The sequence below is a fragment of the Streptomyces sp. NPDC055254 genome, assembly GCF_053606025.1.
On sequence record NZ_JBSGQV010000018.1, the window covers coordinates 69,824 to 91,356 of the forward strand.

The following is a 21,533-nucleotide window of genomic DNA, read 5'->3' on the forward strand; positions in this document are numbered from 1 at the left end:
GCGCTGGGCTTCGCCACCGCTGCGGGCAGGTGCCGCCCTCGTGCCTCGGGCGACCCCTACCCTCCGCTACGGCTCAGCTCAGCCGCTCGATGACCTTGGTCGCGCTGGGCTTCGCCACCGCTGCGGGCAGGTGCCGCCCTCGTGCCTCGGGCGACCCCTACCCTCCGCTACGGCTCAGCTCAGCCGCTCGATGACCATGGCCATGCCCTGGCCGCCGCCCACGCACATCGTCTCCAGGCCGAACTGCTTGTCGTGGAACTGCAGGCTGTTGATCAACGTGCCCGTGATGCGCGCGCCGGTCATCCCGAACGGGTGACCGATCGCGATGGCCCCGCCGTTGACGTTCAGCTTGTCCAGCGGGATCTCCAGGTCCCGGTAGGACGGGATGACCTGCGCCGCGAAGGCCTCGTTGATCTCGAACAGGTCGATGTCCCCGACGGTCAGGCCGGCCCGCTGCAGCGCCTGCTTGGAGGCCTCGACCGGGCCCAGGCCCATGATCTCGGGGGAGAGGCCGGTGACGCCGGTGGAGACGATGCGCGCCAGCGGGGTCAGGCCCAGGTCCCGCGCCTTGGTGTCGCTCATGATGACCAGCGCCGCGGCGCCGTCGTTCAGCGGGCAGCAGTTGCCGGCGGTGACCAGGCCGTCGGGGCGGAAGACGGGCTTGAGGCCCTCCACGCCCTCCAGGGTCACGCCGGCGCGCGGACCGTCGTCGGCGGAGACCACGGTGCCGTCCGGGGTCGTGACCGGGGTGATCTCGCGGGCCCAGAAGCCGTTCTTGATGGCCTCTTCGGCCAGGTTCTGCGAGCGCACGCCGAACTCGTCCATGTCCCGGCGGGTCACGCCCTTGATGCGGGCCAGGTTCTCGGCGGTCTGGCCCATCGCGATGTACGCGTCCGGGACGAGGCCGTCCTCGCGCGGGTCGTGCCAGGAGCTGCCGCCGTTCTGCGCGACGGCGGCCGTACGGGCCTCCGCCTCGGCGAAGAGCGGGTTGTGCGTGTCCGGGAGGCCGTCCGAGGAGCCCTTGGCGAACCGGGAGACCATCTCGACGCCCGCGGAGATGAACACGTCGCCCTCGCCCGCCTTGATGGCGTGCAGGGCCATCCGCGAGGTCTGCAGGGAGGAGGAGCAGTAGCGGGTGACCGTCAGGCCCGGCAGGTGGTCCATGCCCATCTGCACGGCCACGATGCGGCCCAGGTTGTGGCCCTGCTCGCCGCCCGGGAGGCCGCAGCCGAGCATCAGGTCGTCGATCTCGCGCGGGTCCAGACCGGGGACCTTGGCGAGCGCGGCCTGGATGATCGTCGCGGTCAGGTCGTCCGGACGGACGTCCTTGAGCGACCCCTTGCCGGCGCGTCCGATGGGCGACCGGGCGGTGGAAACGATGACGGCTTCGGGCATCGGGGCTCCAAGGGTGTGTAGCGGCTCTAACCGGGACCGCAAGCGAAGTTACCGCCCCGTACGGTCGAGGTCACCGGCCTTGCGGTGTGATGCCCGTCGCTCCCGCGGGGACGGCGGGTACCGCGCGGCCCGCGGCCGGGCCCCCGTCCGTTCGCCTCCAGTGTGCTCCCGCACGGCGTCCCGGGGTCCGGCGGGGCGGCTCGGTCAGGACACCGGAGCCTCCGGGTCCGGGGTCGGGGCGTGGGCCGGGTCCTCGCCCGGAAGGCGCCGCCGCCGGCGGTGCTTGAGGAGCGCCCAGGGCCCGCGCGCGGCCGTGACCTCCGTACCCGCCTGGCCCGCCGCGGCGGACGCCGCCTCGGCGACCGGGAGCATGTCCTCGTCGCGCGAGACGTCCAGCCGGTCCGACTCGGGCCAGACGCCGAGCGCCGCGCACAGGGTCGGCAGTACGGCCATGGCGGCGGTCGCGTACCCCTCCGCCGAGGGGTGGTAGGAGTCCGGGCCGAACATCTCGCGCGGGTTCGCGGCGAACTCGGGCCCCAGCAGGTCCCCCATGGAGACCGTGCGGGCGCCCAGCGCGACCACTCCTATGGTCTGCGCGGCGGCCAGCTGGCGCGAGACCCGGCGGGCCACCCAGCGCAGCGGCTGGTACACCGGCTCGATGGTGCCCAGGTCCGGGCAGGTGGCCACGACGACCTCGGCGCCGGCGAGCCGCAGTCTGCGCACCGCCGAGGTCAGCAGCCGCACGGACTGGGTCGGCGGCATCCGGCGCGTCACGTCGTTCGCCCCGATCATGATCACGCACACGTCCGGGGCCGGCCCCGCACCGTCCAGCAGCATCCCCACCTGGCGGTCCAGGTCGTCCGACATGGCACCCGACACCGCGACGTTGCGCAGCTCCACCGGGCGCTCCGCCACCGCCGCCAGCCCCGAGGCCAGCAGGGCCGCGGGCGTCTGGCGGGCCCGCCGCACGCCGAGGCCGGCCGCCGTCGAGTCGCCCACCATGCCCAGGCGCAGCGGCCCGGGGCTCAGCTCCGGCCCGCCGAACTCGCTCCCGTACAGCCCGTCCGCGCGCGGCGGATCCGGCAGCCCGCTGCCGACCGTCCGCTTGGCGAACTGCACCTCGGCCAGTACCAGTCCCACCGCGGCGGCCCCCACCAGCCCGAGCCCGCCCCCGCCGTACGCTGCCCCCGCCGCGATCCGGCGGGCCGTTCTCGCCCTGGACACCCTTCAGGCCACCTCCGTCGGTCCTCGTTGACCTTCCTGCCCCGTACGGACGGTCGGCCAATCCCTTTCGGCATACTCTGGCCGGACCTCCCGGAGAACCCGTGGAGTCCCCTCCTTGGAGAACATGGTGCAATTCCACGACTCGATGATCAGCCTCGTCGGCAACACCCCGCTGGTGAAGCTCAACCGTGTGACCGAAGGCCTCCGGGCCACCGTCCTTGCGAAGGTCGAGTACTTCAATCCCGGTGGATCCGTGAAGGACCGGATCGCCGTACGGATGATCGAGGCCGCCGAGCAGAGCGGAGCCCTCAAGCCCGGCGGCACCATCGTGGAGCCGACCAGCGGCAACACGGGGGTAGGACTCGCCATCGTGGCCCAGCAGAAGGGCTACAAGTGCATCTTCGTCTGCCCTGACAAGGTGTCCCTGGACAAGATCAACGTCCTGCGTGCGTACGGCGCCGAGGTCGTGGTCTGCCCGACCGCCGTCGACCCGGACCACCCGGACTCGTACTACAACGTCTCCGACCGCCTCGTGCGCGAGACGCCGGGGGCCTGGAAGCCCGACCAGTACAGCAACCCGAACAACCCCCGTTCGCATTACGAGACCACCGGTCCCGAACTGTGGGAACAGACTGAGGGGAAGATCACCCACTTCGTCGCGGGCGTCGGCACGGGCGGCACCATTTCCGGCACCGGCAACTACCTCAAGGAGGTCAGCGGCGGGAAGGTCAAGATCATCGGCGCCGACCCCGAGGGCTCGGTCTACTCCGGCGGTTCCGGCCGTCCGTACCTCGTCGAGGGCGTCGGCGAGGACTTCTGGCCGACCGCCTACGACCCGGACGTCACCGACGAGATCATCGCGGTGTCCGACAAGGACTCCTTCCAGATGACCCGCCGCCTCGCCAAGGAGGAGGGCCTGCTCGTCGGCGGCTCCTGCGGCATGGCGGTCGTCGCCGCCCTGCGCGCCGCCGAGGGCCTGGGCCCCGACGACGTGGTCGTCGTCCTGCTGCCCGACAGCGGACGCGGTTACCTGAGCAAGATCTTCAGCGACGAGTGGATGGCCGGACACGGCTTCCTGGAGGAGGCCGGTCCCGCCGCGCGGATCGGCGCCGTGCTCGCGGACAAGGAGGGCGCCATGCCGTCCCTCGTCCACATGCACCCCGAGGAGACCGTCGGCGAGGCGATCGAGGTCCTGCGCGAGTACGGCGTCTCGCAGATGCCGATCGTCAAGCCGGGCGCCGGCCACCCGGACGTGATGGCCGCCGAGGTCATCGGCTCCGTCGTCGAGAAGGAACTGCTGGCCGCGCTGTTCGCGAAGCGCGCCTCGCTGGGCGACCCGCTGGAGAAGCACATGAGCGCCCCGCTCCCGCAGGTCGGCTCCGGCGAGCCGGTGTCCGAACTGATGGCGGTGCTCGGCGAGGCGGACGCCGCGATCGTGCTGGTGGAGGGCAAGCCCACGGGCGTCGTCAGCCGCCAGGACCTGCTGGCGTTCCTGGCCAAGGGCGCGAAGTAGCACCTGCGGCGGGCGGTACCGGCTGCGGTACGGGCGGTGCGGGCGGTGCGGGCTGCGGTACGGGCCGTACGGGGCCGCGCGCGGCCGTCGCGCAATCGGTACGGCCCTGTCACGTGGCGGCAGCACCGGCTTAACACGGCTCCGGCACAGTGGTGGTTGTCGGCAGGGAGGACCGGGAGACCGGAACCCCGGCCGGCACCACCGAACGGCGTTTGCGCACCTCCGGAGCGGCTCCCGGACCGCGTGGACGCCACGGACGCGGACGGCCCTGACCCGGCCCGTGTCCTCGCGGGGACCGCCGTCGTCCCGCCCCCGGGCAACCGGGGTGCGGCGGTCCCCGCGTGTTTTTCCCTCAGTCCGGGGTGGGTCGGGTGCGGTGCAGGCGCTTGCGGGCGTGGATGAAGTTCACGCCGACGATCCCCGCCCACGTGACCAGCAGCCCCTCCAGGCCCCCGGCCTGCGTCGCGCCGACGGCGGACAGCGGGATCGCCAGCACCAGCGTGATGACGGCGAAGCCGAAGCGCTCCCCGAAGTTCGCGTCCCCCGTCGCGGAGCGCGCCGCGGGCCCGTCCCCGCGGGCGGCGGCCAGGCGTTCCTCCGCCAGTCGGCGCCGGACCTGCGTGTCCACCTTCTCGACGAACGAGTCCACCAGCGCGGCCTCGTACTCCGGACCCAGCTCCCGCCGGGCGTCCAGGGTGGCGTCGAGTTCCTTCTTCAGCTCTTGGGTGTGGGCGTCCATCCCTCCACCGTAGGAACGCGCGCGGGCCCCCGCACGGGGGCTGTCCCCCGTATCCGGATCGTGGGCGCGGGTTGCCGAGCTGCATAAGCGCATGCAGAGTGCTCGGTGACTGAATAACCGGAGGGGACGGGATGAGCGACAGCCCGGCAGCGCGCCTGCAGAAACTGTTCGAGGGGCACCGCCTGACGCCGACCCAGCGGCGCATCGCGCACTGCATGGTGCGCGGCGCCGCGGAGGTGCCGTTCCTGTCGAGCGTGGAGCTCGCCGAGCTGGCCGGCGTCAGCCAGCCCTCGGTGACCCGTTTCGCGGTGGCGCTGGGATTCGACGGCTACCCCGCGCTCCGCCGCCACCTGCGCGACGTGGCCCCCGCCGAGCGGGCCGGCGCCGCGCACGAGGACGCGTACAACGAGTACCAGCAGGCCGTCCAGGGCGAGATCGAGAACCTGCGGCAGCTGTCGGCCGCGCTCGCCGACCCCGGGCCGGTCCAGGAGGCGGGGCGGCTGCTCGCCGCGTCGACACCGCTGCCGGTGCTGGGGCTGCGGGCGGCGTCGTCGCAGGCGCGCGGCTTCGCGTACTTCGCCGCCAAGGTGCATCCGGACGTACGGCTCCTCGACGAGGGCGGCTCGATGCTGGAGGACCGCATCGACGCGGCCCGCTCCGAGGGGGCCACGGCGCTGCTCTGCTTCGCGCTGCCGCGCCATCCCCGGGAGGTCGTGGAGACCCTGGAACGCGCCCGGGGGGACGGGCTGACCGTGGTGACGGTCGCGGACTCGGCCTTCGCGCCGGTGGCCCGCCACTCGGACCTGCTGATCCCGGCGCCGGTCGGGACCGGGCTGGCCTTCGACACGGCGTGCGCGCCGATGCTGCTGGGGCGGGTGCTGCTGGAGGCGATGGCGGACGCGCTGCCCGACGCGCAGGCGCGGCTGGAGGCCTTCGACGCCAGGGCCGCTGCGCGGGGCCTGTTCGTGGAGTAGCCCCGGCGGGCCCGACGCGGCGCTCCGGCGCCGCTACAGCAGCGCGTCGCGCCAGGCGGCACCGGCCTCCGTGACGAGGTCCGCCAGCGGCTGCCCCGGCCGGACCACCGCGAAGCGGACCCGGCCCGACGGCGTGAGCGTGTAGCCGTGGACCGCCGGCCGCGGGAGGCTGTTGTAGCCGTAGTGCGCGGTGAAGAAGTACGCCCCCGTGTCGGGGACGCCGATCAGGTCGCCCGGGGCGAGCTCCGGCAGCTCCCGCCCCGTGGCCAGCAGGTCCGCGGCGAAACAGGCGGGGCCCGCGATGTCCTGGGCGACCGGCGGCCCGGTCTTCGGCGCGCCCCGCGCGTCGTACGGCAGGATCCGCAGCGGCCACTCCGCCGGGGCGTACACGGTACGGGTCGCCAGTTGCACCCCCGCGTGGGTGACGGCGACGGCGCGGCCCCCGGCGGTCTTCGTGTACTCCACCCGGGCCAGGACCAGCCCCTGCTTGGCCAGCAGGGACCGGCCGAACTCCGTCACCAGGCCGTACGAGCCGTCGAAGAGCGCCGGTACGGCGGCGCGGAGGGCGGCCGCGTACTGCGCGTACGTCGGCCCGCCCGTGTCGCTGGAGAAGTCGACCGGCAGGCCCCCGCCGATGTCGAGGGTGTCGACCTGGCGGCGCCCGACGGCCCGGTTGATCTCCTCGGCCAGCGCGTGCAGCTCCCGCACGCCCTCCGCCATCAGCGTCAGCGGTACGCCCTGGGAGCCCGAGTGGGTGTGCAGCCGGGTCAGCCAGGGCCGGTCCGCGAAGGCCCGTACGAGCCACGCGCGGGCTCCCGGGTCGCGCAGCGCGATGCCGAACTTCGAGGTCGCCGTCGCGGTGGACAGCGCGCCGATCGAGCCCGCGCCGGTCTGCGGGTTGATCCGGACCCCGATCGGCGGGTGGGGGGCGCCCGCCGGGCGCGAGCCGAGGAGGGCGTCCAGGCGCCCCAGTTCCTGGCGGTTGTCGACGTTGACGGCGATGCCCGCCGTGAGGGCCTCGCCCAGTTCCGCCACCGTCTTGGCCGGGGAGTCCAGGACCGTGTCCCGTGCCGGTACCCCGGCCGCCCGGGCCAGCGCCAGCTCCCCGGGGCCGGCCACCTCGCAGCCGAGGCCGGCGTCCGAGAGCAGCCGCAGTACGGGCACGAGCGGGGCGGCCTTCACGGCGAAGGCGTGCAGCACGGGGGTGCCGGGCGCCACGGCGGCGGCGAAGGCGGCGGTCAGCTCGGCCGCGGCGGCCCGGATGCCGGCCACGTCCAGCAGGCAGACCAGCGGCTCCTCCCCGCCCACCAGCCCCTGGGCGACCGCGGCCCGCACGACCCGCTCCCGCCGCCGCGCCCCGGCCGTCCCGGCTCCGTCCATCTCCGCGACCTCCGCCCGTGTCCCGCACGTCCTGCGGCCAGTCCACCACCTTTCCCCCTCCCGCGTCCTCGCACTGGCCCGCACTCGCCCGCCCGCAGCTGTTGACTGAATCTATTCAGGGAGCGAGGATGTGAATGGATTGACCAACATCGGAGGAGGCACAGCCATGTCAGGACCTCGCCCCGTACGGGCCTCGCGCGGTACCGCACTCAGCACCCTGGGATGGCAGCAGGAGGCCGCGCTGCGGATGCTCCAGAACAACCTCGACCCCGAGGTCGCCGAGCACCCCGACAAGCTCGTCGTCTACGGCGGCACCGGCAAGGCCGCCCGCGACTGGCGCTCGTACGATGCGATGGTCCGCACGCTGCAGACCCTCAAGCAGGACGAGACGATGCTCGTCCAGTCCGGCCGCCCGGTCGGCGTCATGCAGACCCACGAGTGGGCGCCGCGCGTCCTGCTCGCCAACTCCAACCTCGTCGGCGACTGGGCCAACTGGGAGGAGTTCCGCCGCCTGGAGCAGCTCGGCCTGACCATGTACGGGCAGATGACGGCCGGCTCGTGGATCTACATCGGCACCCAGGGCATCCTCCAGGGCACCTACGAGACCTTCGCGGCCGTCGCGGCCAAGAAGTTCGGCGGCACCCTCGCCGGCACCATCACCCTCACCGCCGGCCTGGGCGGCATGGGCGGCGCCCAGCCGCTCGCCGTGACGATGAACGACGGCGTCGCGATCTGCATCGACGTCGACCCCCGCGCCATCGAGCGCCGCATCGAGCACCGCTACCTGGACGTGCGGGCCGACAGCCTCCAGCACGCGCTCCAGCTGGCCGTCGAGGCCCGCGACGCCCGCAAGCCGCTCTCCATCGGCCTGCTCGGCAACGCCGCCGAGCTCCTCCCGCGGATGCTGGCCGAGGGCGCGCCGATCGACATCGTCACCGACCAGACCAGCGCGCACGACCCGCTGGCCTACCTCCCCGTCGGGGTGGACCTCGACGACATGGCGGCCTACGCGGCCAAGGACCCGGCCGGCTTCACCACCCGGGCCCGCGAGTCCATGGCCGCGCACGTCGAGGCCATGGTCGGCTTCATGGACGCAGGCGCCGAGGTCTTCGACTACGGCAACTCCATCCGCGGCGAGGCCCAGCTGGCCGGCTACGACCGCGCCTTCGCCTTCCCCGGCTTCGTCCCCGCCTACATCCGGCCGCTGTTCTGCGAGGGCAAGGGCCCCTTCCGGTGGGCCGCCCTGTCCGGCGAGGCCTCCGACATCCACAAGACCGACAAGGCGATCCTCGACCTCTTCCCGGAGAACGAGTCCCTGCACCGCTGGATCAAGATGGCCGGCGAGCGGGTCCACTTCCAGGGCCTGCCCGCGCGGATCTGCTGGCTCGGCTACGGCGAGCGCGACAAGGCCGGCGAGCGGTTCAACGACATGGTCGCGAGCGGCGAACTGGCCGCCCCGCTGGTCATCGGCCGCGACCACCTCGACTGCGGCTCCGTGGCCTCCCCGTACCGCGAGACCGAGGCCATGCTCGACGGCTCCGACGCCATCGCCGACTGGCCGCTGCTCAACGCCATGGTCAACGTCGCCTCCGGCGCCTCCTGGGTCTCCCTGCACCACGGCGGCGGCGTCGGCATGGGCCGCTCCATCCACGCGGGCCAGGTCACCGTCGCCGACGGCACCCCGCTGGCCGGCGAGAAGATCCGCCGCGTCCTCACCAACGACCCGGGCATGGGCGTCATCCGCCACGTCGACGCCGGCTACGACATCGCCGAGTCGGTCGCGGACGAGCGCGGCGTCCGCGTCCCCATGCGCGAGGGTGACGGCGCGTGAGCGAGGCGCCCGCGGGCGAGGCCCCCTCCTTCCACCGCATGTGGGCGGAGCTCGCGCCCATCGGCCGCGACAGCGGCTCCGGCGGCTACCGCCGCTACGCCTGGACCGGGGCGGACGCCGACTGCCGGGCCTGGTTCCAGGAGCAGGCGCGGGCGCGCGGCATGGCGTACGAGACCGACCGCAACGGCAACCAGTGGGCCTGGCTCGGCGACCCCCTCGCGGGGGACGCCGTGGTCACCGGCTCGCACCTGGACTCCGTCCCCGACGGCGGGGCCTTCGACGGCCCCCTCGGGGTGGTGTCCTCCTTCGCGGCCCTGGACGAACTCCGCAGGAGGGGCGCGGAGTTCGCCAGGCCCCTGGCCATCACCAACTTCGGTGACGAGGAAGGGGCCCGCTTCGGCCTCGCCTGCGTCGGCTCCCGGCTCGCGGCCGGGCAGCTGACCCGGGAGAAGGCCTACGAGCTCCGCGACGCCGACGGCGTCAGCCTGCCGAGCGCCATGGAGGCCGCCGGGCACGACCCCGGCGCCATCGGGGCGGATCCCGAACGCCTCGCCCGGATCGGCGCCTTCGTCGAACTGCACGTGGAGCAGGGCCGCGCCCTCGACCTCAGCGGCGACCGGGTCGGCATCGCGTCCGCGATCTGGCCGCACGGCCGCTGGCGGTTCGACTTCCGCGGCGAGGCCAACCACGCCGGCACCACCCGGCTCGTGGACCGGCGCGACCCGATGCTGACGTACGCGGCCACCGTCCTCGCGGCCCGTACCGAGGCGGCGCTCGCCGGCGCCGTCGCCACCTTCGGGAAGATCTCCGTCGAGCCCAACGGGGTCAACGCGATCCCGTCCCTGGTGCGTGGCTGGCTCGACTCCCGCGCCGCCGACCAGGCCACCCTCGACACGGTGGTCACCGCCGTCGAGAAGGCCGCCCGCGAGCGCGCCGACCAGGACGGCACCGACCTCGCGGTCGTCCGCGAGTCCTTCACCCCGGTCGTCGAGTTCGAGCACGCCCTGCGCGACGAGCTGAACCGGATCCTGGGCGGGGCGGTCCCCGTCCTCGGCACCGGGGCGGGACACGACGCCGGAATCCTCTCCGCGGCCGTCCCGACCGCGATGCTGTTCGTACGGAACCCGACCGGCGTCTCCCACTCCCCGCGGGAGTTCGCCGCCGAGGACGACTGCGTGGCCGGCGTCCTCGCCCTCGCCGACGTACTGGAAGGACTCGCATGCAGTCGAAGGGGCACGCGGTGACCGCGCGGAAGACGTACTGGCTGGAACACGCCTGGCTGGGCACCCACGTCGGGCCGGGCGTGGCCCTGGCCGTATCGGCCGACGGCCGCATCGCGGCCCTGCGCACCGGCGCGGACACCCCGCCGCCGGGCGCCGAGCCGCTGCGCGGCCTGACGATCCCGGGCCTGGCGAACGCCCACTCCCATTGCTTCCACCGCGCATTGAGGGGAACCGTCCAAGCCGCGGCCGAGCTGTCCGTACCGGGACCGGCGACCGCGGACAGCCAGGCGGGATCACCCCCGCGTGCGCGGGGAGCGGGCGCGGTGGAAGCCATGGGGCGTGCGCCGGATTCCTTCTGGACCTGGCGCGAGGTCATGTACGGAGTGGCCCAGAAACTCACCCCGGACCGCTACTACGCGCTCGCGCGTGCGACGTACGCGGAGATGGCGCTGGCCGGCATCACGAACGTCGGTGAGTTCCACTACGTCCACCACGCCCCCGGCGGCGCCCCCTACGCCGACCCGAACGCCATGGGCGAGGCGCTCATCGAGGCCGCCGCCGCGGCCGGCATCCGCATCACCCTCCTCGACACGGCCTACCTGTCCGCCGGCTTCGGCCAGGCCCCCGAACCGCACCAACTGCGCTTCTCCGACGGCACCGCCGAGGCCTGGGCGGAGCGCGTCTCGGCCCTCAAGCCCCGCGAGCACGCGCTGATCGGCGCCGCGATCCACTCGGTCCGCGCCGTGCCCGCCGACCAGTTGGCCGCCGTCGCGGACTGGGCCCGGGAGCGGCAGGCCCCCCTGCACGTCCACCTCTCCGAGCAGACCGCCGAGAACGACGCCTGCCGGGCCGCCCACGGCCGCACCCCGACCCAGCTCCTCGCCGACCACGGGGTCCTCGGCCCGCGCACCACCGGCGTCCACAACACCCACCTCACCGACGAGGACATCGCCCTGCTCGGCGGCACCTCCACCGGCACCTGCATGTGCCCCACCACCGAACGCGACCTCGCCGACGGCATCGGCCCGGCGACCCGCCTCCAGCACGCGGGCAGCCCGCTGTCGCTCGGCAGCGACAGCCACGCGGTGATCGACCTGCTGGAGGAGGCCCGGGCGATGGAGCTCAACGAGCGCCTGCGCAGCCGCACCCGGGGGCACTGGACGGCGAACGCCCTGCTGTCCGCCGCCACCGCCGAGGGCCATGCCGCCCTCGGCCGGCCCGACGCGGGCCGGCTGGAGCAGGGCGCGCTCGCGGACTTCACCACCATCGCCCTGGACTCCGTCCGCACGGCCGGCCCCCTGCCGCACCTGGGAGCCGAGACGGCGGTGTTCGCCGCCACGGCGGCGGACGTCCGCCACACCGTGGTCGGCGGCCGCCACGTCGTCCGTGACGGCGCCCACACCCTGGTCGGCGACGTCCCCTCGGCCCTGGCCGAGTCCATCGCCGCCCTCCGCGCCTGACCGACCGTTCCGCCTGGGGCGGGCTCATTCCCCCACCCCGCCGCTTCCCGAAACCCGGCTCCGCCCGGACCCGGTCCTCAAGCGCCGGACGGGCTGAAGACAGCCCCGCCGGCGTGTGAGGCGCCGGGTCCGGGGCGGAGTTCCCGTCCTGAGAGGAACCCGTGACCACCACCGCCATCACCAACATCGGCAGCCTCGTCACCAATGACCCCGCCCTCGGCGACGGCACCCCCCTCGGCCTCATCCGGGACGCGGCCGTCGTCATCGAGGACGGGGCCATCGCCTGGGTCGGCCCCGCCGGCAACGCGCCCGCCGCCGACACCGCGTACGACGCGCACGGCCGCGCCGTCATCCCCGGCTTCGTCGACTCCCACTCGCACCTGGTCTTCGCCGGCGACCGCACCGCCGAGTTCAACGCCCGGATGTCCGGACGCGGTTACACCGCCGGCGGCATCCGCACCACGGTCGCCGCCACCCGCGCCGCCAGCGACGCCGAGCTGGAGGCCAACCTGCTGCGCCACCTCCACGAGGCCCTCCGCCAAGGCACCACCACCTTCGAGACCAAGTCCGGCTACGGCCTCACCGTCGCCGACGAGGCCCGCGCCCTGCGCATCGCCGCCGCGCACACCGAGGAGGTCACCTACCTCGGCGCGCACATCGTCTCCCCCGACTACGCCGAGGACCCGGCCGCCTACGTCGACCTCGTCACCGGCGAGATGCTGGCGGCCTGCGCCCCCTACGCCCGCTGGGTCGACGTGTTCTGCGAGAAGGGCGCCTTCGACGGGGACCAGGCCCGGGCGGTCCTGACCGCCGGCGCCGCCGCCGGGCTGATCCCGCGCGTCCATGCCAACCAGCTCGGCCACGGCCCCGGCGTCCAGCTCGCCGTCGAGCTCGAAGCGGCCTCCGCCGACCACTGCACCCACCTCACCGACGCCGACGTGGACGCGCTCGCCCAGGCCCGCGCGACCACCGTGGCCACCCTGCTGCCGGGTGCCGAGTTCTCCACCCGCGCCCAGTGGCCCGACGCCCGCCGGCTGCTCGACGCCGGTGCGACCGTCGCGCTGTCCACCGACTGCAACCCCGGCTCCTCCTACACCAGTTCCATGCCGTTCTGCATCGCCCTCGCGGTCCGGGACATGCGGATGACCCCCGACGAGGCCCTCTGGTCGGCCACCGCCGGCGGGGCCCGCGCGCTGCGCCGCGGCGACATCGGCGCCGTCACCCCCGGGGCCCGCGCGGATCTGTCCCTCCTCGACGCCCCGAGCCACGTCCACCTCGCCTACCGGCCCGGCGTCCCCCTCGTCTCGGCCGTCTGGCAGCGCGGCGTACGGGTGCCCGCGCCGGCTCCTGTGGCCTGAAACCGTGCGGCCGACGGGCCGTCGATCCGGGCCGTCCTTTGTCTTCCCTCCGTAAGGCCCCCGGCGTACCTTGAGCCACTGATCTGATGTGTCGTCAGTAACTCGTGGCCCGAGGGGAAGACGAAGGTGTCCAACCGGAAACGCTCCACCGCGCTCGCGCTGGCCTCCGCGCTGGCCGGATCGGCGGTGCTGCTGGCCGCCCCCGCAGCCCACGCCGAGGTCGTCGACGTGGCCTACGACTGCAAGACCCCGATCGGGGACAAGTCGGCCGTGTCGCCCATCGACATCAAGGCCGTCAAGGAGGGCGACTCCTACAAGCTCACGATGTCCTTCCAGAAGGGCGTCTCCTCCAGCCCGATCGAGCTGGGCAAGGGCGCGATGTCCCCGAGCGCGGTCATCCTCGCCGACGGCGCGGAGAAGGTGTCCGTACCGGTCTCCGGGCCGCCCAACGCCGAGGCCGCGCCCGCCGACACGCCCATCAGGATCACCGACCTCTCGGGCACCTACACGCCCGGGAAGAGCGGCAAGGTCACCTTCACCGCCGGGGTCCTCACCATCAAGGCGATGGGCACCACCACCACCTGCGTCCCCGGCAACAACCCCCGGCCCGCACTGGAACTGGACGTCACGGCGCCCGGCGCCGCCGCCCGGTCCGGCGGCGGGGCGGCCGGCGACACCCTCCCGCAGACCGGGCCCGTCGACTCCGCCCTCGCCCTCGGCACTTTCGGCGCCACCGTGCTGCTGTCCGGCGCCGCCGGTGTCCTCTGGCTGACCCGGCGCGGCCGGCGGACCCGGTCCTGAACGGAGCACCCCCGGCCATGCCCGTGCTCCACAGCCTCCGGCGCCCCGGCGCCCCCTTCCTCACCGCCCTCGCCGCCCTCGCGCTGTACGCGGGCCCCGCGCATCCCGCCGCCGCCGACGGGTCCGGCTGGACCGCCGAGCCCGCCGCGGGCACCGCCGCCACCCGGGCCGGCGGCGCCCGCCCGTACTTCTACCTCGCGGGCGCCCCCGGTTCCGTGCTGGAGGACCGCCTCGCCCTGGCCAACACCACCGAGCAGGAGCGCACCGTCACCCTGCGCGGCGCCGACGCCCACCACACCGCGGAAGGCGCCCTCGCGGTGCGCCCGGCCGCCCCCGCGACCGCCCCGGCTCCCGGCGCCGGCGCCTGGATCAGCTTCGGCCCCACCGCCACGGTCACGATCCCGCCCCGGACCCGCGCGGTGGTCCCCTTCACCGTCACCGTGCCCCCCGCCTCCGTGCCCGGCGACCACCCCGCCGCCGTGGTCGCCACCGAGGGCGGCCGCGAGGTGGGCGTACGGGTCCACCTGCGGGTCAGCGGGCCGACCCTCGCCGCCCTCACCGTCGAGGACGTCGCCGTACGCGGCCGGGGCGCCACCGCGCGGGTCGCGTACACCCTGGTCAACCGGGGCAACGTCGCCCTCGCCCCCGAGCTGGAGGTCCGCGCCGTCGGCCGCCTCGGCGACGTCCCCGGACGCGGCCCCCGCACCCTGCCCGTGGAACTGCTCCCCGGCCGGCGGATCGAGCTGACCGAGCCCTGGCCCGGTGCCCCCGTCCTGGACCGGGTCCGCGTCACCGTCGCCGTCACCGCCCCCGGCGGCGCCCGGGCCGAGGCGAGCACCTCCGCGTGGTTCGTGCCGTGGCGGATCGCCGGCTGGACCGGCGCGGGGCCGGCCGCCCTCACCGGGACCGCGGCGGCCGCGCTGCACCTCGTACGGGGCCGGCGGCCCGGGCAGGGGCGGCCGCGCGGCGGGCCGCCCGGCGCGGCCCCCGGGCCGGGGCCCGCCCACGGACCGGAACACGAACTGACGGGAGCAGTCACGTGAGTGCCATGCCCGGCCCCGGCGCCACCGCACGACTCGCGGCCCTCCTCGCGGCGGGGCTGGCGGTGTGCGCCCTGATCCTGGCGCCCGCGCCCCCGGCCGCCGCCGACGAGGGCAGGGCGGCCGCGGCCCTCTCGCTCCAGGAGACCGCCAAGGGCACCGAGATCACGGTCACCGGCACCGGCTGGCGGCCGAAGACGATGGTGATGCTGCTGGTCTGCGGGCAGAACATGATCGGCGGCACGAACAGCTGCGCCAACGCCGACGGCGCCGCCGTCCCGGTCGCCGACGACGGACGCTTCGCCGCCCAACTGCCCGTGGTGGCACCGCCCAAGCCCTGCCCGTGCGTCGTCAACGTCACCTCCGTCAACGGCGACCGGTCCACCGTGGCCCTTCCGCTGAAGATCACCGACCACCCGGTGGCCGAGCTGCCCGCCGAATCCGGCACCGCCCGCCTCGCGATGCTCACCGGCGTCCGGCTGGAGGGCGAGGACGGGGTGCTCACCTGGTTCGGGGCCCCGCCGAGCCGGAAGTTCACGGTCACCGTCGGCAACCTCGGCTCCGCCCCCGTCGAGGACCCCGTCTTCCAGCTCGGTACCGCCCACGGGGTGTTCGCGCCTCTGTGGGAGGAGGTCCGCTGGAAGGGCACCATCGCCCCCGGCGGCAAGGCGGAGATCGCCCTGGACGTCGCCCTCGCCGCGGGGGCCCACGGGGACTACACCCTCTCCCTCAAGTACGGCGAGACCGTCGTGGCCACCCAGCCCTGGGGCGTGGACCGGCCGTACGGGGTCCTGCTCTTCCGGGGCCTGCTCCTGGTGGTGATCCCCGCCGCCGTCTTCCGCGTCGGCATGGCCGTCGTCGACAGGGTCCGCCCCCGCCCCGCGCCGGCCGGCGGACGCCACCGGGACGCGCGGCCCCCGAACGGCCCGGCGGCGGCGACGGCCCGGCTGCCGAGGATCCCCGCCCTACGGGGATTCGCGGCTGCCCGCTCCGCACCGCCGGCCGAGCCCCCCGAGACCACCACGGCGGTCCTGCCGTGGTTCACCCCGGACAGCGCGCCGGAGACAGCACCGCAGACGTCCGCACCGTCTGAGAACCGTTCGACGACGAAGGGACATTCGTGAAGACCCAACGGAGGGTGAGCGCGACCGTGGTCGCGCTGCTGCTCGGCGGCGCGGGTATCGCCACATCGGCTTCTCCCGCCCTGGCCGCCGAGACCACGTACAAGGTCACGTGCGTGCCGCCGGCCGGCGGTGGCGGCCCGGTCGAGGGCGAGACCACGGCCAGGGTCACGGCCCCGGCCGCGGCCAAGGTCGGTGATGAGGTCGATGTGGTCTGGGAGACGGTCAAGCCCGCCTCGAACAACACCGACCTGATGGACATCCCGCAGGACGCCGTCCAGCCGACCGGCTGGATCGCGCTGGGCGGCGGGATGGGCGAGCTCAAGGTCGTCGGGGAGAAGAAGAACCCGCCGATCGCCAAGAAGGCCCCCATGGTCATGTCGGCCATGAAGGGCAAGCTGAAGCTCACCAAGGCCGGCAAGATCACCCTGACGCCCGGCAAGTACGACGTCGCCGTCTCCTTCTCCTTCGGCACGTTCGTCACCAAGTGCGCGCCGCAGGGGAACGTGGCCGCCGGGGCCACCATCGACGTGTCGGCCGGCTCCACCAACGGCGGCACGAACAACGGCGGCACGAACAACGGCGGCACGAACAACGGAGGCACGAACAACGGAGGCACGAACAACGGAGGCACCACCGGCAACGGCGGCGCCGCCAACGGCGGCGCCACCGCCGGCTCCGGGGGTCAGACCGACTTCCCGGGCAAGCCCGTCGAGGTCGCCTTCGACTGCGGCCCCGTCGTTCCCGGCGGCATCAAGACCCCGGTCACGATCAACGCGAAGAAGAAGGGCGGCGGCTACGACCTGACCGTCAAGACCGCCAAGGGCGCGATGGCGGCGCCCATGGCCCTGCCCGCGGGGGCGCTCAAGCCCTCGATGAACGTCAAGCTGGGCGGCGCCGACACCGGCGTGGTCAAGGTCTCCGGCCCGGCCAACGCGGAGGCCATCCCGGACAAGGGCCCGGTCAGCCTCAGCGACATGACCGGCACCTACACGCCCGGCAAGACCGGCAAGGTGACGCTGAGCCCGGACCAGCTGACGATCGACGTCACGATGGCGCCGGGCGCCACGCCGATCAACGTCCCGTGCAAGGCGGCCAGCAGCGGCGTCTCACTGGAGCTGGACACCACCGCGCAGCAGGGCGGATCAGGCTCCCCGTCCGGCACCGGCAGCACCTCCTCCGCCGCCACCTCGGGCAACCTCGCCGAGACCGGCGCGCAGGACGAGGGCGGCATCAAGGCCCTGGCCCTGATCGCCGGCACGGTGATCCTGCTCGGCGCAGCGGTGTTCACCTTCACCCCGTGGCGCCGTCTGCGCGGCACCCGCCGCTAGTCCCCGTACGACAGGACGGCCCGGCACACCTCGCGGTGTGCCGGGCCGTCCCGGTGAGGCAGCGGTTCAGGGCGTCAGCGGACGTCGCCCATCAGCGACTGGACCTTCTTGCGGTACATGTAGATCGCGAAGCCGGCGAGCACCGCGAGCGCGGCCTGCGCGCCGATGATCGAGGTGCCGTTCAGGTCGACCCCGGCGATCGAGAGCAGACCCGTGGTGCAGTCACCGGCGGTGACGGCGAGGAACCAGACACCCATCATCTGGCTCGCGTACTTCTGCGGGGCCATCTTGGTGGTGACCGACAGACCCACCGGCGACAGGCACAGCTCGGCGATCGTCTGGATCATGTAGATCGAGACCAGCCACATCGGGCTCACCTTGTCGCCGCCGTTCGCCATGCCCATCGGCACGACGAAGACGAAGAACGAGGCGCCCACGAGGACCAGGGCCATCGAGAACTTCACGATGGTGCTCGGTTCCTGGTTCTTGCGTGCCAGCCAGATCCACAGCCAGGCGAAGACCGGGGCCAGGGACATCACGAAGAGCGGGTTCAGCGACTGGAACCACGTCGAGGGGAAGTCGAAGCCGAAGACGGTGTTCGCGGAGTTCTTCTCGGCGAAGGCGGCCAGCGTGGAACCACCCTGGTCGTAGATCATCCAGAAGACGGCGGCGGCGACGAAGAACCAGATGTAGCCGTTCATCTTCGACTGCTCGGGCGCCGACAGGTCCTTGTCGCGCTTGATGCGGACGAGGACGCCGACCGGGATCAGCAGACCGGCGAGGGTCAGCGGCACCAGGGCCCAGTTCAGGGTGAAGATGCCGGTGAAGGCGATGACCGCGTAGAAGGCGGCCACGACGCCGACGGCGCCGGCGACCTTCATGACGATCGCGGTGCGCTCCTGCGCCGTCAGCGGGTTCGGAACCAGGCTGCTGGTCGGGCTGAGGTGCTTGGTGCCCAGCATGAACTGGATCAGACCCACGGCCATGCCCGCACCGGCCAGGGCGAAGCCCACGTGCCAGTTGACGGTCTGGCCGACGGTGCCGATGACGAACGGCGCGACGAACGCACCGAGGTTGATGCCCACGTAGAAGAGGGTGAAGCCACTGTCACGGCGCGGGTCCTGCGGACCGTCGTAGAGGTGGCCGACCATCGTGGAGATGTTGGCCTTCAGCAGACCGGAACCGGCCGCCACCAGGGCGAGACCGACGAAGAACATCGCCTGGCCCGGCAGGGCGAGCGAGAAGTGGCCCGCCATGATCACGCCACCGGCGATGGCGACCGTCTTGCGGGCACCCCAGACGCGGTCGCCGAACCAGCCACCGGGCAGGGCCATGAGATAGACCATGGCCACGTAGATGGAGTAGATGGCCGTGGCCGTGGCGGCCGTCATGGCCAGACCGCCGCCCTGGCTGTCGGTCGCGGCGTCGACGCCACCCGAGATCAGGTAGACGACGAGGAGGGCGCGCATGCCGTAGTAGGAGAAGCGCTCCCACATCTCGGTCATGAACAGAGTGGCCAGGCCACGGGGGTGGCCGAAGAAGGTCTTCTCGGTGGACGGATCCGCCGGGTCCTTCGTCAGGCTGGAAGCCATGGTCGATCCTTGCTTGCTCGGGACGCCTCGGCCTTGTGAGCTGATGAGCGCCCGGTGAGGGGTGGCCGGCGCCGGCGGCGGACGACCCACCCCACGCCCGGGGGTCTCGCCCCCCACGCATCGGGGGGCGAAAGGGCAGCCGTCACCCGGATCCACGCCCTGTCGCGCACCATCGCGCGCAGGGCCCGACCCACAGGTCATTCGCTGTCATCGAGGCCGGACACAGCAAGTCCGTCACTGCTTCACCAGGACCGCCGAACCGGCCGGAACAGAAATCAGAGACCTTCGGCTCGCTTTTCGGCACAAAGGTCCCCTGGGTAGTGCATCAGGCGTCTCGCCACCATACGACACGACAGTGCCGTATATGGAAGGACTTGAGATATGGATCACAAGGGCGTACGGGAACCGTTTGGCCCTTTTCGAAGGTCCACAATCGTTCATAACCCCAGATCGGCAGGGCTCTGCGGGCAGGCCCCTCCTTTTAGCTCGTGCGGACTACCATCACCCACATGACGCGTGTACTGCTCGCCGAGGACGACGCATCCATCTCGGAACCCCTCGCCCGCGCCCTGCGCCGGGAGGGGTACGAGGTCGAGGTCCGGGAGGACGGCCCCGCGGCCCTGGACGCCGGACTTCAGGGCGGCGTCGACCTCGTCGTCCTGGACCTGGGCCTGCCGGGCATGGACGGCCTGGAAGTGGCCCGCAGACTGCGCGCCGAGGGCCACGGCTTCCCGATCCTGGTCCTCACCGCCCGCGCGGACGAGGTCGACACGGTCGTCGGCCTGGACGCCGGCGCCGACGACTACGTGACCAAGCCCTTCCGGCTCGCCGAGCTGCTGGCCCGGGTCCGGGCCCTGCTCCGGCGCGGCGCCGCCGAGACCGCCCAGCCCCCCGCCACCCACGGCGTGCGGATCGACGTCGAATCGCACCGCGCCTGGATGGGCGACGAGGAGCTCCAGCTCACGGCCAAGGAATTCGACCTGCTGCGGGTCCTGGTCCGCGACGCCGGCCGGGTGGTCACCCGCGACCAGTTGATGCGCGAGGTCTGGGACACCACCTGGTGGTCCTCCACCAAGACCCTCGACATGCACATCTCCTGGCTGCGCAAGAAGCTGGGCGACGACGCCGCCAACCCCCGCTACATCGCCACCGTCCGAGGCGTCGGCTTCCGCTTCGAGAAGAGCTGATCGGGCTCCCCGAGGAATCGGACCCGAGGACTCGACCCGAGGACCCGACCCCCAGGGACCACCCCCAGGGACCCGACCCCGAGGAACCTCCCCAGCCATGCGCCGCCGCCTGATCAACTCCACGCTCGCCGTGGTGCTCGTCGTCATCGCCGTCTTCGGGGTCTCCCTGGTCATCGTGGAGACCCGGACCATCACCAGCAGCGCCCAGGACCGGATCGAGTCCGAAGCGCTGCGGTTGATGGGCATCGTCGAGGCGGACCTCCTGGAGCAGCGGCGGATCGACCCCCGCGCGCTCGCCGAGCAGCTCGACGCCGGCCACTACGCCCGGGTCACCGTGCCCGACCGGCCCGCCGTGGAGGTGGGGGACCGGATCTCCGGCAGCGTCGTGCGGGGCATCGCGCGCGGCGAACAGGGCGAGGTCGTGATCGTCGAGGAGTCCCGCTCCACCGTCACCAGAGAGGTCGGGCGGACCCTGGCCGTGGTCGGCGCCGTGGCCCTGCTGGCCGTCGTGGCGGCCGTACTCCTCGCCGTACGGCAGGCGAACCGGCTGGCCTCCCCGCTCACCGACCTCGCCGAGACGGCGGAACGGCTCGGCTCCGGCGACCCGAGGCCCCGCCACAAGCGGTACGGGGTTCCCGAGCTGGACCGGGTCGCCGACGTACTGGACTCCAGCGCCGAGCGGATCGGCCGGATGCTGACCGCCGAGCGCCGGCTGGCCGCCGACGCCTCCCACCAGCTGCGCACCCCGCTCACGGCCCTGTCCATGCGGCTGGAGGAGATCAGCGTCACCGACGACCTGGCGACGGTACGGGAGGAGGCGACGATCGCCCTCACCCAGGTGGAGCGGCTCACCGACGTGGTCCAGCGGCTGCTGACGAACTCCCGGGACCCCCGCACCGGCTCGGCGGTCCCCTTCGACCTGGACGAGGTCGTCAAACAGCAGGAGGAGGAGTGGCGGCCCGCCTACCGCAGCGCCGGCCGGGCCATCGTGCGCTCCGGCAAGCCCGGCGTACGGGCCGTCGGCACCCCGGGGGCGGTCTCGCAGGTCCTGGCGACCCTGGTGGAGAACGCGCTCATGCACGGCGGCGGGACGGTCGCCCTGCGCACCCGGGTCGTCGGCAACCAGGCGGTGCTGGAGGTCACGGACGAGGGCCCGGGAGTCCCGCCCGACCTCGGCAACCGGATCTTCGAGCGGGCCATCAGCGGCCGCAACTCCACCGGGATCGGCCTGGCGGTCGCCCGGGACCTCGCGGAGGCGGACGGCGGGCGGCTCGAACTGCTCCAGGCGAAGCCGCCGGTCTTCGCCCTGTTCCTCAGCCGGACGGCGCCGGAGCGCGGCGAGCCGCGGCACACGGTCCGCTAGT

Annotated in this window: 17 protein-coding genes; 12 read left to right on the forward strand and 5 right to left on the reverse strand. The window is 73.5% G+C overall.

Annotated features, from left to right (window positions below; genetic code table 11):
• Positions 1–174: 174 nt before the first annotated feature.
• Both ACWFQ8_RS19065 and ACWFQ8_RS19070 read right to left on the reverse strand, forming a co-directional pair.
• Complete coding sequence (locus ACWFQ8_RS19065; protein ID WP_453787408.1) at positions 175–1,395, reverse strand: acetyl-CoA C-acetyltransferase; 1,221 nt, start codon at positions 1,393–1,395, stop codon at positions 175–177.
• 204 nt (positions 1,396–1,599) lie between these two features.
• Positions 1,600–2,619, reverse strand: a complete 1,020-nt coding sequence (locus ACWFQ8_RS19070; RefSeq protein ID WP_453787409.1) for an SGNH/GDSL hydrolase family protein — start codon at positions 2,617–2,619, stop codon at positions 1,600–1,602.
• Positions 2,620–2,746: 127 nt separating this feature from the next.
• On the opposite strand from ACWFQ8_RS19070, the gene ACWFQ8_RS19075 reads away from it, so the two are divergent.
• Positions 2,747–4,132: a cystathionine beta-synthase gene (locus ACWFQ8_RS19075; protein WP_453787458.1), complete on the forward strand. Its 1,386-nt coding sequence runs from the start codon at positions 2,747–2,749 to the stop codon at positions 4,130–4,132.
• Between the two features lie 352 nt (positions 4,133–4,484).
• On the opposite strand, the gene ACWFQ8_RS19080 is transcribed toward ACWFQ8_RS19075, so the two are convergent.
• Positions 4,485–4,871 (reverse strand): hypothetical protein, encoded by a 387-nt coding sequence (locus tag ACWFQ8_RS19080; protein ID WP_453787410.1) that lies wholly within the window; start codon positions 4,869–4,871, stop codon positions 4,485–4,487.
• Positions 4,872–5,002: 131 nt separating this feature from the next.
• Here ACWFQ8_RS19080 and ACWFQ8_RS19085 point away from each other — a divergent pair, with 131 nt between their 5' ends.
• The gene (locus tag ACWFQ8_RS19085; RefSeq protein WP_453787411.1) at positions 5,003–5,845 is read left to right on the forward strand and encodes a MurR/RpiR family transcriptional regulator; all 843 of its coding nucleotides are present in this window, start codon (positions 5,003–5,005) and stop codon (positions 5,843–5,845) included.
• Between the two features lie 33 nt (positions 5,846–5,878).
• Here ACWFQ8_RS19085 and ACWFQ8_RS19090 read toward each other — a convergent pair whose 3' ends face one another.
• A complete protein-coding gene (locus ACWFQ8_RS19090; protein ID WP_453787412.1) occupies positions 5,879–7,225 on the reverse strand; it encodes a diaminopimelate decarboxylase in 1,347 nt (448 codons plus the stop codon).
• Between the two features lie 166 nt (positions 7,226–7,391).
• On the opposite strand from ACWFQ8_RS19090, the gene hutU reads away from it, so the two are divergent.
• The 8 genes from hutU to ACWFQ8_RS19130 all read left to right on the forward strand — a co-directional run bounded on the left by hutU (position 7,392) and on the right by ACWFQ8_RS19130 (position 17,390).
• Positions 7,392–9,056 carry a urocanate hydratase gene (gene hutU / locus ACWFQ8_RS19095; RefSeq protein ID WP_453787413.1) on the forward strand — a complete coding sequence of 555 codons (1,665 nt, stop codon included), beginning with the start codon at positions 7,392–7,394 and terminating at the stop codon, positions 9,054–9,056.
• 38 nt (positions 9,057–9,094) lie between these two features.
• Positions 9,095–10,300 carry an allantoate amidohydrolase gene (locus ACWFQ8_RS19100; protein ID WP_453787459.1) on the forward strand — a complete coding sequence of 402 codons (1,206 nt, stop codon included), beginning with the start codon at positions 9,095–9,097 and terminating at the stop codon, positions 10,298–10,300.
• Positions 10,276–11,739, forward strand: a complete 1,464-nt coding sequence (locus ACWFQ8_RS19105) for a formimidoylglutamate deiminase (protein WP_453787414.1) — start codon at positions 10,276–10,278, stop codon at positions 11,737–11,739. The genes ACWFQ8_RS19100 and ACWFQ8_RS19105 overlap by 25 nt, the downstream gene beginning before the upstream one ends.
• A gap of 161 nt (positions 11,740–11,900) precedes the next feature.
• Entirely contained in the window at positions 11,901–13,097 is a 1,197-nt protein-coding gene (gene hutI / locus ACWFQ8_RS19110; RefSeq protein ID WP_453787415.1) for an imidazolonepropionase, read from the forward strand.
• Positions 13,098–13,223: 126 nt separating this feature from the next.
• A complete protein-coding gene (locus ACWFQ8_RS19115; RefSeq protein ID WP_453787416.1) occupies positions 13,224–13,898 on the forward strand; it encodes an LPXTG cell wall anchor domain-containing protein in 675 nt (224 codons plus the stop codon).
• 17 nt (positions 13,899–13,915) lie between these two features.
• Positions 13,916–14,941 (forward strand): COG1470 family protein, encoded by a 1,026-nt coding sequence (locus ACWFQ8_RS19120; protein ID WP_453787417.1) that lies wholly within the window; start codon positions 13,916–13,918, stop codon positions 14,939–14,941.
• A gap of 5 nt (positions 14,942–14,946) precedes the next feature.
• Positions 14,947–16,062, forward strand: a complete 1,116-nt coding sequence (locus ACWFQ8_RS19125; protein ID WP_453787460.1) for a hypothetical protein — start codon at positions 14,947–14,949, stop codon at positions 16,060–16,062.
• Positions 16,063–16,076: 14 nt separating this feature from the next.
• On the forward strand, positions 16,077–17,390 hold the full coding sequence (locus ACWFQ8_RS19130) for a hypothetical protein (RefSeq protein ID WP_453787418.1): 1,314 nt from the start codon (positions 16,077–16,079) through the stop codon (positions 17,388–17,390).
• A 74-nt stretch (positions 17,391–17,464) separates the two neighbouring features.
• Here the strand turns inward: ACWFQ8_RS19130 and ACWFQ8_RS19135 are convergent, their stop codons facing one another.
• Positions 17,465–18,982 (reverse strand): peptide MFS transporter, encoded by a 1,518-nt coding sequence (locus ACWFQ8_RS19135; RefSeq protein WP_453787419.1) that lies wholly within the window; start codon positions 18,980–18,982, stop codon positions 17,465–17,467.
• A gap of 509 nt (positions 18,983–19,491) precedes the next feature.
• Between ACWFQ8_RS19135 and ACWFQ8_RS19140 the strand changes: the two genes are divergently transcribed.
• Both ACWFQ8_RS19140 and ACWFQ8_RS19145 read left to right on the forward strand, forming a co-directional pair.
• Positions 19,492–20,169 carry a response regulator transcription factor gene (locus tag ACWFQ8_RS19140; protein ID WP_453787420.1) on the forward strand — a complete coding sequence of 226 codons (678 nt, stop codon included), beginning with the start codon at positions 19,492–19,494 and terminating at the stop codon, positions 20,167–20,169.
• A 97-nt stretch (positions 20,170–20,266) separates the two neighbouring features.
• Positions 20,267–21,532: an ATP-binding protein gene (locus ACWFQ8_RS19145; RefSeq protein ID WP_453787421.1), complete on the forward strand. Its 1,266-nt coding sequence runs from the start codon at positions 20,267–20,269 to the stop codon at positions 21,530–21,532.
• The last annotated feature ends 1 nt before the right edge of the window (position 21,533 follow it).